Raw genomic sequence first — 12,217 nt, 5'->3', positions numbered from 1 at the left:
AACACAATGGAAAAACAGAGGATGCACACGCTTCGTATGGTAATGCTGGCAATGATGGTTGCGATCGGTGTCGTAATTTCACCGATCCTGAGGATTGAGGGAATGTGCCCGACGGCGCATCTGGTGAATATCGTATGTTCGGTTCTGATGGGACCGTGGTATTCCCTTCTCTGTGCAACAATGATCGGCGTGATCCGTATGATGTTCATGGGAATCCCGCCACTTGCACTGACCGGTGCAGTGTTTGGCGCATTCCTTTCAGGTGTGTTCTACAGACTTTCCAAAGGTAAGATCATCTGTGCGGTGATCGGTGAGATCTTTGGAACAGGTATCATCGGCTCTATGGTTTCTTATCCGGTGATGGCATTCCTGATGGGAAGAGGCGGACTGACAGCGTTTTATTATACGCCGATGTTCCTTGCAGCAACCACGATGGGAGGATGTGTTGCCTATATTTTCCTGAAGGCACTGAGCAAAGCAGGCCTTCTGGTGAAATTCCAGGCAGCTTTGGGTTCAAAAACATATGAGACAAAGACTTTTACAACTGCGAAAGCAAATTAAAGAGGAGAAGCCGCTGATCCACTGCATCACCAATCCGATTTCAATCCACGACTGTGCAAATGTGATCCTTGCAGTGGGTGCAAGGCCGATCATGGCGGAGCATCCGGCGGAAGTTGAGGAGATTACAGCTTCTTCCGGTGCTTTGATGCTGAATCTTGGAAACATTACCGATGCCAGGATCAAATCTATGAAGTGTTCCATGAGAAGAGCTGTGGAAAATAAGATTCCGGTTCTGCTGGATCTTGTGGGGGTTGCATGCAGTGACCTGCGGCTGGATCTGGCGAGGGAGCTTTTAAGTATTGGCCATCCGGCGGTTCTGAAGGGAAATATGTCGGAGCTTCTGGCTGTTTCCGGGCTTCCGTCCCATGCCATCGGAATTGATGCGGGAGCACAGGATGCGCTGACTTCAGAAAATATTGATGCGGTCAGTGATGTGCTGAAAGCTTTTTCCAGAAATAATCAGGCGGTGGTACTGGCTACCGGGAAGCAGGATTTTGTTACGGATGGTGAACAGGTTGTTCTGATTGAAAATGGTACGGCAGCGTTGTCCGGGATTACCGGGACCGGCTGTATGGTTGGGGCGCTGACTGCGGCGTTTTTGCCGGGGTGTGAAGATCATATTGCGAAAGAGATGACGGATCGTACAGAGGCAGGTGTCTGGTCTGGCGGTGAGATGGGATTAAATGTGAGATCCGGGAATTATCTGGACGCTGCAGTTCTTGGCACCGCACTGATGGGTATTGCCGGTGAGCAGGCTGAAAAAATTTCCCGCGGGCCGGGAAGCTTTCAGGCGAATCTGCTGGATGAGATTTATGGGATTTCTGACAGGCAGCTGCTGGAAACGCTGAAGATTGAAATGTATTAAAGAAGAGGATTTTGAGATGGATAGAAAAGATTTGGATGTAACGCTGTATCTGGTGACGGACAGTACGTATCATACAGAGGAGTCTCTGCTTCATACGGTGGAAGAGGCCTGTAAGGGTGGTGTGACTCTGGTTCAGCTTCGTGAGAAGAACAAGGGTGGCCGGGAGTATCTGGATAAGGCGTTTAAGGTGAAGGAGATCACAGATCGTTACAATGTGCCACTGATCATTGATGATCGTGTGGATGTGGCGCTGGCCTGTGATGCGGCTGGTGTGCATGTGGGATCTTCGGATATTCCGGTTGCTGTGGCCAGGAAGCTGATGGGGCCGGATAAGATCGTGGGGGCTACTGCCAAGACGGTGGAGGCTGCCATGAAGGCTTATGAGGATGGCGCGGATTATCTTGGTGTGGGGGCGATTTATCCTACTACTACGAAGGTTGTGACGATTCTTACTAAGGTTTCTACTTTGAAGGATATTTGTGAGGCGGTTCCGATCCCGGCGGTTGCGATCGGGGGATTGAATGCTGGAAATATGGATGTGCTGGAGGGCGCAGGCATGAGTGGTATGGCTGTGGTGTCTGCGATCATGAAGGCGGAGGATCCGCAGAAGAATGCGCGGGAATTGAAAGAGAAGATTGTTGCGCTGATGGGGAAATAGAAATTGGATGATGTTTGGAGAACAGTGGTGGATTTGAGGTCCGTCGCTGTTCTTTTTTTGTGGGGAAGGTGGGGAGCGTGAGAAGTACGCCCGTGAGGCGTGTGCTGCCTGTCGCCGGGGCTTCGTCGGGGGCTGGCTTCTAGGCTGCCGGGAATCTGCTCCCCTCCTGCAGAGTCCGTCGACAGGCAGCACACGCCTCACGGGCTGGCTTTTCAGGGCGGTAGGTGAGTGTGGCTGCTCGGGAGATAGGATTAGAGCGGTAGGTGAGTGTGGCTGCTTGGGAGGTTGGATTAGGGCGGTAGGTGAGGGTGGTTGCTTGGAAGGTTGGATTAGGGTGAGGTTGAGTGGGGCCTCGGGGGTTGGATGAGCTATCAGTGCTTCGCTGGACAGCTGGGTGGAAAGGCTGAGTTTCCTTGTGGTCTGGCGGGAGTAAGTGATTGACTGGAAAAGTTGTGGAAAATAAGAATAAATCGGCACAGTGTTTCATATCCAATACCGCAGCATCCATCGCCCCGCCAGTACCTGAACACATCTCCACAACCTGCAACAATTTGCGTGCCCGGAAAGGGGGAGCGCGAGGGGGAAAAACGGGCTTCGCAACTTTGAGTGCTTTCCCCCTCGCATTTTCTCAGCTTTGAAAAGCGAAAAGATCTGCCGATGAGGTTTTACTCCACCGGCAGGTCTCTGTGTTCTACACTGGTGGAGAATACGATCAGCGTTTTTGTGCGGCCGAATTGCTGCAGTTCGTTGATGAAGTGGTCCAGCTCCATAGTTGAGCGGAAGGCGACTTCGATGAGCATGGAGTAATCTCCGGTGACGCAGTTGCATTCGATGACGTTGGGAATTGCCTGAATGAATGGGTAGAAGTCTTTTTTCTGGTAGGGCTCTACTTCAAGATTGATGAAGGCTTTTATATGATAACCAAGAAAGACCGGGTTGACCTGGGCGTGATAGCCTGTGATCAGCCCGGTTTTTTCAAGATGCTCGATTCTGGCGGAGACGGCGGGGGAAGAGAGGAAAACTTCCTTTGCGATCTCCTTTACCGGGGTGCGGGCGTTTTTTTGCAGCATTTCGATGATCTTCCGGTCGATGTTGTCAAGCTTGTGGTCCATGTGCAGGACTCCTTTCTGTGGTATTCGGAAATTTGTGTGTCTGTTCCGGTTTCCCTGTGGAACAGGTGCATCTCTATATTGAGTATACTGCACATATTATCACAACACAAGAAACGACTTTATAAAAATAAGAGAAATACAATGAATTCTTTAAAAAATTAAGCATAGATACGGGAAAACACGGATAATCATGGTTTTCCCTTAAAAGTATTTACAAGCGTAAAAGAAAGTGTTAGTTTCTTAGGCATCAGGAAAACAGCTGCTGATTAAACGAAACAGAAAAAAGATATTTTTATTCAGACAATGATAACGTGCACAGGAATGAAAGAAAGAAGAGGGATGATGAAATGACAACAGAAACAAGACTGGAAGCAGATTCAATCGGAACTATGGAAGTACCGGCAGAGGCATATTACGGAGTACAGGCATTAAGGGCAAAACAGAATTTTCCGATCACAGGAACAAAGCTTCATCCGGTATTTATCAAAAACCTGGCACAGGTAAAAAAAGCAGCAGCAATCACAAATAATAACGCAGGACTTCTTCCCAAAGATAAGGCAGATGCCATTATCAGGGCCTGCGATGAAGTGATCGCCGGCAAATGGGCAGAGGAATTTATCGTAGATGCCATTCAGGGTGGTGCAGGTACCAGTGCAAATATGAATATGAATGAAGTGATCGCAAACAGAGCAGGAGAGCTTCTTGGATGTCCGAAGGGAAGTTACAAAATGGTTCATCCAAATGATCACGTAAACATGGCACAGTCCACCAATGATGTGATCCCTACAGCCGGTAAGCTCACGGTCCTGGATCTTCTGGCTCCACTGGAAAAAGCATTGGGAAGGCTTGAGAGAGAACTTGCAAAGAAAGCAGAAGAATTCGATGATGTGATCACAATGGGACGTACACAGCTTCAGGATGCAGTTCCCATCCGTCTCGGCCAGGTGTTCCACGGTTATGCATCTATGGTTGCCAGAGACCGGAAACGTATCGAAAAAGCCCATAAGGAAATGTATACAGTAAACCTTGGTGGAACTGCAGTAGGAACTGCCATCAATGTTTCTGATTCTTATTTTTATAAGATCGTGCCGAACCTGGAAAAGCTTACAGGCTATCCGTTAAGACAGGCAGAAGATCTTTTTGACGCAACAGAAAACCTGGACGGTTTCGTAGCAGTATCCGGTGTGATAAAAACCTGTGCGGTGGATCTTTCCAAGATGTGCAACGACCTTCGTCTGATGTCTTCCGGTCCGAAAACCGGTTTTGGTGAGATCAATCTTCCGGCTAAACAGAATGGTTCATCCATTATGCCTGGTAAGGTAAATCCGGTCATTCCGGAGGTGGTAAGCCAGGTTGCATTCCACATCGTGGGACACGACACCACCATTACCATGGCAGCAGAAGCAGGACAGCTGGAGCTGAATGCTTTTGAGCCGGTTGTATTCTGTAACCTGTTTGAGTCCATTACGACTCTGGAAAAAGCAGTGGATACACTGATCGTAAACTGTATCACAGGAATCACCGCAAACCGCAAACACTGCAAGGATCTTATGGAAAGCAGCGTAGGAATTGCAACAGCACTTTGTCCGCACATTGGCTACAAAGCATCTGCAACCATTGCCAAAACAGCAGTGAAGACAGGAAAATCTGTGCGAGAGCTTGTTCTTGACCAGGGTCTGATGAGTGAGGAAGAACTGAACCAGGTTCTTGATCCGTATCTGATGACAGAGGTTGGAGAAGAGCGGAAAGAGGATGAAGCGAGAAAGAAAGCCTGCTGAGAAGGCAGAAAGATATTTCTGGTGAGAGCACTTTGATCAGCAGGGCTGTGAGAAGCAGTGAAATGAGCATGATCAGGAGCCGGTAGAGGGATAGTCTGATCGCTTTAATATAAGAAAAACAGGAGACTTGCCACAGTGCAGGTCTCCTTTTATAATGGAAGAAACGTGATAAGAAAAGAAGGGAAAACACATGCTTAAACGAACTGCCATTCGGGCACTTTGCAATACAACGGCATATCAGAGAGGCCTTGATATCTACCGTACCGGAAAAAGGATCCAGTCGCTGGATATTAAGCCGAAAGGAGCTGTGGATAAGGTATCCGCAACAGTAAAGGGCAGTGGCCGTAATGTATACAATACAGGTTTTCAGTATGATACAGAGGCTGATCGGGTAAAAGAAGTGTACTGTGACTGTCCGGCTTTTCGAAGCTATTCCGGGATCTGTAAACACTGTGTGGCAGTACTTCTGGAATATGGGGACCGAAAAGCCTATGAGCGAGTGGAAGCCCGGCGGCAGCAGGATCAGGCAAAAAAGGCGGCCAAAAATACAGGGAATCCTGCATTACTGGCAGCTGCATCAGGTGCAGGCGCTCCGGCTACTAAGACAACTGTGGAACTGAAAAATCTTCTTAACCGACAGATGTACAGCCGGATGCTGCCTTTTTCCGGAGATCCGTATTTTGGCCGTATAGAGCTGGAAACCTGTCTGAAGTTTAATTCGGCTGGAAATTGTTTTTCCGTGGAATTCCGTGTCGGCTGTGAGAAAAAGTATATCCTGAAAGACGTACTGGCCTTTGTGTGGAACCTGGATCATAATGAGAAAATTTCTTATGGAAAAAATCTCGAATTTATCCATTCAGAGGAGGCTTTTGCAGAAGGATATAAAGGCGTACTTTCTTTTATCCGGAACTGGGTGGAGGACCATTACGGTACTTATATGAGCCGCTATGAAAGCCATCTGCATATGAATGATAAAGTGAAGGTGCGCGATCTTTCCCTGAATGGAAAAGAGCTGGAGGAGCTTTTTCTCTCGCTGGGAGATGGCAGCTTTAAGATGCAGATGAATCAGGATCCGGAGATCACCTGGCAGACAGTAAAAGCAGTTCCGGAGCGAACTCTGGTGATCCGAAGAAAAGAACAGGGCTTATCGCTGGAACTTGTGCCTGTATACAGTGTGACAGGCGTTCGCTATCATATGTATTTTGATGGAACAAAGGTATATCTGGTGTCCAGAAAGGAGCTGGGTGCTGTGGAGGAGTTTGTCACCTGTCTGGAGCGGCTTCCGGCAGGCAGGGCCTTTATTGACGAACCGGATGTGCCTGCTTTCGTGCGTGAGATGCTTCCTTCCCTGGAAAATTTTTTTCATTGCGATCTCAGGGATTTTCCGGAAGGAACGGATCTTGCATGTTATAATGCTTTCTATGAGATTTATCTGGATGCACCGGAACGGGACTGGATCACCTGTAAGGCATTTTCAATTTACGGGGAAGACAAATTTTCGGTTTTTGACAGGAATGTGTCCGCCCGCACCAGGGATATTCTAGGAGAGATGAGGGTGTTTGCACTGCTGTCGAGGTATTTTAACGGGTATGACGCACAGCGGCTGGAGCTGGCCCTGGACTGCCGGGCCGGGAAGACGGAGAAGCCGTTTGTAGAAGAGGTACCTGTGGATATGAACAGCGCAGATATTAATTCAGTACTGCATATTCAGGGACGGGAAAGTGCGACTGATTCCGAAGAAAAACTCTATCAGCTTCTTACCGAAGGCATCCCCGCCATGCAGAAAATCGCAACCGTCTATATTTCCCAGTCCATCAAACAGATGAGGGTAACAAAACTGCCAAACATCCGTCTTGGTGTTTCTCTGTCAGCCGGGCTTTTGAATCTGGATATGGATGTGGAGGGCATGGATCAGACACAGCTTTTTGACATCCTCTCCAGATACGACCGCAGGAAAAAATATTTCCGTCTGAAAGATGGCAGCTTTCTGGATGTTTCCCATGGCCAGCTCCGGGAGCTTTCTGCTTTAAAAGACAGCCTGCAGATCAGTGACAGTGAACTGAAAAAAGGCAGGACCCAGGTACCTGCTTACCGTGCCATGTATCTGGACAGCCAGCTGAAAGGCGGCGATCTGATCAGGGTGGAGAAAGACAGGGGGTTCCGTGCACTGATCCGAAACATGGAGACAATGGAAGATCACAAATTTCAGGTTCCTCCAGAGCAGGAAAAAATTCTCCGTGGTTATCAGAAAGAGGGATTTTGCTGGATCAAAACTCTGAAACATAATCGGTTTGGTGGAATTCTTGCAGACGACATGGGACTTGGAAAAACGCTTCAGGTGATCACATTTCTCTGGTCGGAATTCCTGGAATCTGCGCCTGGGGAAAACCGGCGTGCGCTTGTGGTAACTCCTGCATCTCTGGTGTTTAACTGGATGAGCGAGATCGAACGTTTTGCTCCGGGGCTTCCGGCTACTGTTGTGACAGGGGATGTGCGGCAGAGAAAAGCACTGATAAAAAATGCGGGAGAACGGGAAGTTCTGATCACTTCCTATGACCTTCTGAAACGGGATCTGAAAACCTATCAGAAACTGGATTTTGCGGTGCAGATCATTGACGAGGCACAGTATATCAAAAATCATGGAACCCAGGTGGCAAAGGCTGTGAAGGAGATCCGGTCAGAATTCCGACTGGCGTTAACTGGTACACCGGTGGAGAACCGGCTCAGTGAGCTGTGGAGTATTTTTGATTTCCTGATGCCTGGATTTTTGTATTCTTATGAGAAATTCCGCAAGGAGATCGAACTTCCGGCTGTGCAGTACAGCAGTTCCAATGCCATGGAACGTCTGCAGAAGATGATCCGGCCTTTTGTGCTGCGGAGACTGAAGAAGGATGTGCTGAATGACCTTCCGGATAAGCTGGAAAAAGATATGTTTTCCCCGTTGGAAAGTGAGCAGAAAGAGCTGTATGAGGCCCATACGGAACGGCTCCGCCTGATGCTTGGAATGCAGTCCGATGCGGAATTTCGTACTTCAAAACTGCAGATCCTTGCAGAGATCACAAGGCTTCGGCAGATCTGCTGTTATCCGGGGCTTGTGTATGAAGGGTATGAGGGGAATTCTTCCAAACTTGAGATGTGCATGGAACTGGTGCGAAATGCAGTGAATGGCGGACATAAGATCCTGCTGTTTTCCCAGTTTACTACCATGCTGGATGTGCTGGCCACCCGTCTTTCCAGGGCCGGAATTTCCTTTTACATGCTGACAGGAGCCACTTCCAAAGAAAAACGGGCGCGGATGGTACAGGCATTTAATGAGGACGATACCTCTGTTTTCTGTATTTCACTGAAAGCAGGAGGAACAGGTTTGAATCTCACAGCGGCGGATATCGTGATCCATTACGATCCATGGTGGAATCTGGCAGTGCAGAATCAGGCCACAGACCGCGCCCACCGCATCGGCCAGCAGAACGTGGTCAGTGTCTACCGCCTCTTCATGAAAGATACCATAGAAGAGCGCATCCGTGCCCTACAGGAAAAGAAGCGCGAACTCGCTGACGAGATCTTAAGCGGAGAGGGAATCGGCCAGGCTCTGATAAGCCGTGAGGAAGTGCTGGAGCTGCTTGGAAGGTAAGAAGAATAATGGAATAATAATGGGAGGGAGAAAAGATGACAAACTGGAAGGAAAAACAAAAAGAGTGGCATGAAAAATACGATGACATGTTTCAGGAATTTCCGGCTACAGAAAGTGAGGCCAGGAGAAAAATGATAGATATTTATGAAGCTCATGAGATTTTTTTTCAATATAAACGCAGAAGATTATGGATCATGACAGTCATAACGATCATATTAATGTTTGGGCCGCCGACTCTGGCGCAGATCATGGGAGCGGACCGCGAGATAGTTGGGAAGGCTGCGTACAGCATAATGATTTTCTGCCCGGTACTTGTAGCCGAGACTCAGCTTCTGATCAAAAATGGTTCCGGCATACGAACCTGCAAAAAGAAGCTGAAGCAGATAGAAAAGAACGAAGTAGGAAGTTATCTGGAGGAAGCGGAATCATTTTACAAAAGAGTGGAAGAGCGCAGGAGGAAATCCCATGAAAAAAAGAATTAGTGTTTTGCTTTTATGCTGTATAGTATTTATCAGCGGATGTAATATGCCAGGTCAGGACGATCAGAAAATTAAAAAACTGGATCCTGAAAAATTGGATTCGGAAACGACAGATATTAATGACCGGGCAGACTATTATGAGAAATATGTTACGGAGCCCGGTGACGATATGGATGAAGAGGAGCGTTCTAAATACCGCGTAACTCTTCACATGATTTATAAAAATGCGGAACAGTACCAACAGGATATGATTATATTTCTGCGGAATGATAATGTGGTTGAAGGTTCCATGGATGTGGGTGAGCCGGATATTGGGTTGCTTCCGGGAGTTTTTCGGGTAATTTCCATGATGATAGAGGGACATGATTCAAACCTGGGAGAGATCGAAATCCTGGAACCGGGAATGGAGTATACGCTTACCATTGATTATGCTCAGAAAAAAGCGATATTGTCCGATTATGATGAGCATAAGTAAACATTCTCCGGGTTCAGATGCGTAGAAACAGAAATGAGAATATCAGTTTTACATATAAAAATCCCCCATACAAATGCAGAATATAAATATTTTACATCATGCATTTGTACGGGGGAATCTTTTATGCAAAAAACTTATCGTACAGACCAAAGAAGAAGATAAACAGAATGATCAGCGGAAGGATATAAGTGATGTATACGCGCATCCATTTCTGGATCTTCAGGCCTTTTCCGGTGTTGGCTTCTTCTGTGAAGTTTTTCCAGCCCCATCCACGTTTGGAAACGCAGAAAAGCAGGTACACAAGAGAACCAAGTGGAAGCAGAAGGTTACTTACCAGGAAATCCTCAAAGTCGAGAACTGCACCGCCGAATACCTCGAATCCGCTCCAGCTCCATACGTTGTAACCGAGAACGCATGGCAGGGAAAGAAGGATGATAGCGATGGCATTCACAAGACTGGATTTTTTTCGGCTCCAGCCGGTAAGCTCCATACCACAGGAAATAATATTTTCAAATACAGCCAGGATGGTGGAGAATGCCGCAAATGACATAAAGATGAAGAAAAGGCTTCCCCAGAGTCTTCCAAGCGGAATGTGGTTGAAAATATTTGGCAGTGTAATGAAGATCAGGCTCGGTCCGGAAGTCTGGTCAACATTGAATGTGAAACATGCCGGGAAAATAATAAGTCCGGATGTGATCGCAACAAATGTATCCAGGATCGCAATGTTTACGGATTCTCCAAGGAGTGCGTGATCTTTTCCAATGTAGCTTCCAAAGATAGCCATGGCGCCGATACCAAGGCTAAGTGTAAAGAATGCCTGATTCATGGCACCAGTGATGGTGGAAATGATACCGATCTCTTTCATACGTGCAAAATCCGGGATCAGGTAGAATTTCAGACCTTCTTTTGCACCGTCCATGGTAAAGCTGTTGATTGCCAGGACAACCATGATCACCAGAAGGGAGATCATCATGATCTTGGTAACTTTCTCAAGGCCATTCTGAAGACCGCGGGAGCAGACAAAAACACCTGCGATAACAACAACGATCATCCAGAATCCCATAGTAACAGGCTGGCCAAGCATGTCTGTAAACTGTCCTGCAACACCGTCAGAATCAAGTCCCTGGAATTTACCGGTAGCTGTCATATAAAAATAATTCAGCATCCAGCCGGTAACGGTTGTGTAGAACATCATCAGAAGATAGCATCCGATCAGAGTGATATATCCGTGGATATGCCATTTCTGGCCCGGTTTCTCCAGAGCGTAGTAAGCTTTGACAGGGCTTTTCTGGCTGGCACGTCCAACCGAAAACTCCATAGTCATAACAGGAAGTCCAAGGATAGCCAGGAAGATCAGGTAAAACAGTACGAATGCACCGCCGCCGCCCTGTCCGGCCATGTAAGGGAACTTCCAGACATTTCCGATTCCGATGGCGCAGCCCGCGGAAATCAGAATGAATCCCAGACGGGATCCCAGTTTTTCTCTCTCTTTCATAATTCACCTCATGTAAATATGTATAGATTTGCAGTCGGTAATTTCAAGGAGTCTGACATACCGGATCTGCCGGTAAAATCCTGTTTCGTGGCAGTCGGGATACCGATTTTCTCCTCCCGCATCTGTCGCTTGGTTTTTTCTCAGTAATATGCTAAAGTCACGAAGTTTATTTTAGCATATTTCGGAATGTTGCACAATAAAAAGAACTTGCATTTTGCCTGAAAAGTGAGGTATTATTAAAAGAATACTGTGATAAAATAAAACGTTGAACCGTTGCGCTTTAGCGGAACATAGAAAAACGGCCCAGGTGTGTATCTGTAAAATGACAGCAGGCAGATAATACAGTGATACAGGCTTCGGGCGCAGATGTATTTTTTTAGGATGAGAGCAGGGGAGGATTATTATGAGCAACAGATATTTCTATTTTACAAGACACGGGCAGACCATCTGGAATGTAGAAAATAAGATCTGCGGAGCCACAGACATTGCGCTGACAGATCTGGGACACCAGCAGGCGATCGATCTGGGAAGCAAGATCGCGCAGGAAGACCTGGGAATCGATGAGATCCTTTATTCTCCCCTGATGCGCGCGGCAGATACCGCGAAACACATTTCCCAGATGACCGGCATTCCCGCAAGAATGGAGCCAAGACTGAAGGAACAGAACTTTGGAAAATATGAATCCACACCAAGAAACGGTGATGTCTTCCGTAAAGATAAGGAGAATTTTGTCTGCAGATATGAAGGCGGCGAATCCATGCTGCAGCTTTGCCAGAGGATCTACAATCTTCTCGACGACATAAAGAACGACCCCAGTGGAAAAACCTATCTCCTGGTAGCCCATAACGGAATTTCCAGAGCCATAGAATCTTATTTTCGTGATATGACAAATGAGGAATTTGCATCATTTGGAATAAAAAACTGCGAACTTCGAAGATACCAGTTTGAATAAATAAGTTGCGAAAAGCAACTTATTTATTCATGAGCAAGAAGCGAAGCGGATTGCGAATGTCCATGAGCCCGATAAGTTGCGAAAAGCAACTTATTTATTCATGAGCAAGAAGCGAAGCGGATTGCGAATGTCCATGAGCCCGATAAGTTGCGAAAAGCAACTTATTTATTCATGAGCAAGAAGCGAAGCGGATTGCGAATGTCCATGAGCC

The 12,217-nt window shown here is 47.2% G+C and carries 10 protein-coding genes; 8 read left to right on the top strand and 2 right to left on the bottom strand.

What is annotated here, in order from left to right; all coding sequences use genetic code 11:
* The first annotated feature begins 6 nt into the window (after positions 1-6).
* From thiW to thiE, 3 genes are read left to right on the top strand one after another with little or no spacing between them, the layout of a single operon-like run.
* A complete protein-coding gene (gene thiW, locus AC04Q6_RS06570) occupies positions 7-561 on the top strand; it encodes an energy coupling factor transporter S component ThiW (RefSeq protein WP_118061735.1) in 555 nt (184 codons plus the stop codon).
* Positions 524-1,426: a hydroxyethylthiazole kinase gene (thiM, locus tag AC04Q6_RS06565; protein ID WP_118061736.1), complete on the top strand. Its 903-nt coding sequence runs from the start codon at positions 524-526 to the stop codon at positions 1,424-1,426. Before thiW ends, thiM begins: the two co-directional genes overlap by 38 nt.
* Positions 1,427-1,442: 16 nt before the next feature.
* Entirely contained in the window at positions 1,443-2,084 is a 642-nt protein-coding gene (gene thiE, locus AC04Q6_RS06560; RefSeq protein ID WP_118070926.1) for a thiamine phosphate synthase, read from the top strand.
* Positions 2,085-2,749: 665 nt separating this feature from the next.
* On the opposite strand, the gene AC04Q6_RS06555 is transcribed toward thiE, so the two are convergent.
* Positions 2,750-3,196: an Lrp/AsnC family transcriptional regulator gene (locus tag AC04Q6_RS06555; protein WP_118061737.1), complete on the bottom strand. Its 447-nt coding sequence runs from the start codon at positions 3,194-3,196 to the stop codon at positions 2,750-2,752.
* A 347-nt stretch (positions 3,197-3,543) separates the two neighbouring features.
* Between AC04Q6_RS06555 and AC04Q6_RS06550 the strand changes: the two genes are divergently transcribed.
* The 4 genes from AC04Q6_RS06550 (at position 3,544) to AC04Q6_RS06535 (ending at position 9,559) form a co-directional block, all read left to right on the top strand.
* Positions 3,544-4,974, top strand: coding sequence for an aspartate ammonia-lyase (locus tag AC04Q6_RS06550; protein ID WP_119248078.1), 1,431 nt, complete (start codon positions 3,544-3,546; stop codon positions 4,972-4,974).
* Between the two features lie 190 nt (positions 4,975-5,164).
* The gene (locus tag AC04Q6_RS06545) at positions 5,165-8,605 is read left to right on the top strand and encodes an SNF2-related protein (protein ID WP_476389592.1); all 3,441 of its coding nucleotides are present in this window, start codon (positions 5,165-5,167) and stop codon (positions 8,603-8,605) included.
* Between the two features lie 35 nt (positions 8,606-8,640).
* A complete protein-coding gene (locus AC04Q6_RS06540) occupies positions 8,641-9,087 on the top strand; it encodes a hypothetical protein (RefSeq protein ID WP_119248080.1) in 447 nt (148 codons plus the stop codon).
* The gene (locus AC04Q6_RS06535) at positions 9,071-9,559 is read left to right on the top strand and encodes a hypothetical protein (RefSeq protein WP_118061741.1); all 489 of its coding nucleotides are present in this window, start codon (positions 9,071-9,073) and stop codon (positions 9,557-9,559) included. The genes AC04Q6_RS06540 and AC04Q6_RS06535 overlap by 17 nt, the downstream gene beginning before the upstream one ends.
* 121 nt (positions 9,560-9,680) lie before the next feature.
* Here AC04Q6_RS06535 and AC04Q6_RS06530 read toward each other — a convergent pair whose 3' ends face one another.
* A complete protein-coding gene (locus AC04Q6_RS06530; protein WP_118061742.1) occupies positions 9,681-11,054 on the bottom strand; it encodes a sodium-dependent transporter in 1,374 nt (457 codons plus the stop codon).
* Between the two features lie 403 nt (positions 11,055-11,457).
* Between AC04Q6_RS06530 and AC04Q6_RS06525 the strand changes: the two genes are divergently transcribed.
* On the top strand, positions 11,458-12,006 hold the full coding sequence (locus AC04Q6_RS06525) for a histidine phosphatase family protein (RefSeq protein WP_118061743.1): 549 nt from the start codon (positions 11,458-11,460) through the stop codon (positions 12,004-12,006).
* Positions 12,007-12,217 lie beyond the last annotated feature (211 nt).

This window comes from Blautia sp. HA9023, from assembly GCF_056504095.1.
Note: the sequence above shows the minus strand (reverse complement) of the source record. Positions and strands in the feature narration are given on the sequence as shown.

Coding starts and splice junctions, on each gene's coding strand:
- AC04Q6_RS06535 (WP_118061741.1), top strand. CDS start 9,071: ATGAAAAAAAGAATTAGTGTTTTGCTTTTATGCTGTATAGTATTTATC.
- thiE (WP_118070926.1), top strand. CDS start 1,443: ATGGATAGAAAAGATTTGGATGTAACGCTGTATCTGGTGACGGACAGT.
- AC04Q6_RS06555 (WP_118061737.1), bottom strand. CDS start 3,196: ATGGACCACAAGCTTGACAACATCGACCGGAAGATCATCGAAATGCTG.
- thiM (WP_118061736.1), top strand. CDS start 524: ATGAGACAAAGACTTTTACAACTGCGAAAGCAAATTAAAGAGGAGAAG.
- AC04Q6_RS06530 (WP_118061742.1), bottom strand. CDS start 11,054: ATGAAAGAGAGAGAAAAACTGGGATCCCGTCTGGGATTCATTCTGATT.
- AC04Q6_RS06550 (WP_119248078.1), top strand. CDS start 3,544: ATGACAACAGAAACAAGACTGGAAGCAGATTCAATCGGAACTATGGAA.
- AC04Q6_RS06525 (WP_118061743.1), top strand. CDS start 11,458: ATGAGCAACAGATATTTCTATTTTACAAGACACGGGCAGACCATCTGG.
- thiW (WP_118061735.1), top strand. CDS start 7: ATGGAAAAACAGAGGATGCACACGCTTCGTATGGTAATGCTGGCAATG.
- AC04Q6_RS06545 (WP_476389592.1), top strand. CDS start 5,165: ATGCTTAAACGAACTGCCATTCGGGCACTTTGCAATACAACGGCATAT.
- AC04Q6_RS06540 (WP_119248080.1), top strand. CDS start 8,641: ATGACAAACTGGAAGGAAAAACAAAAAGAGTGGCATGAAAAATACGAT.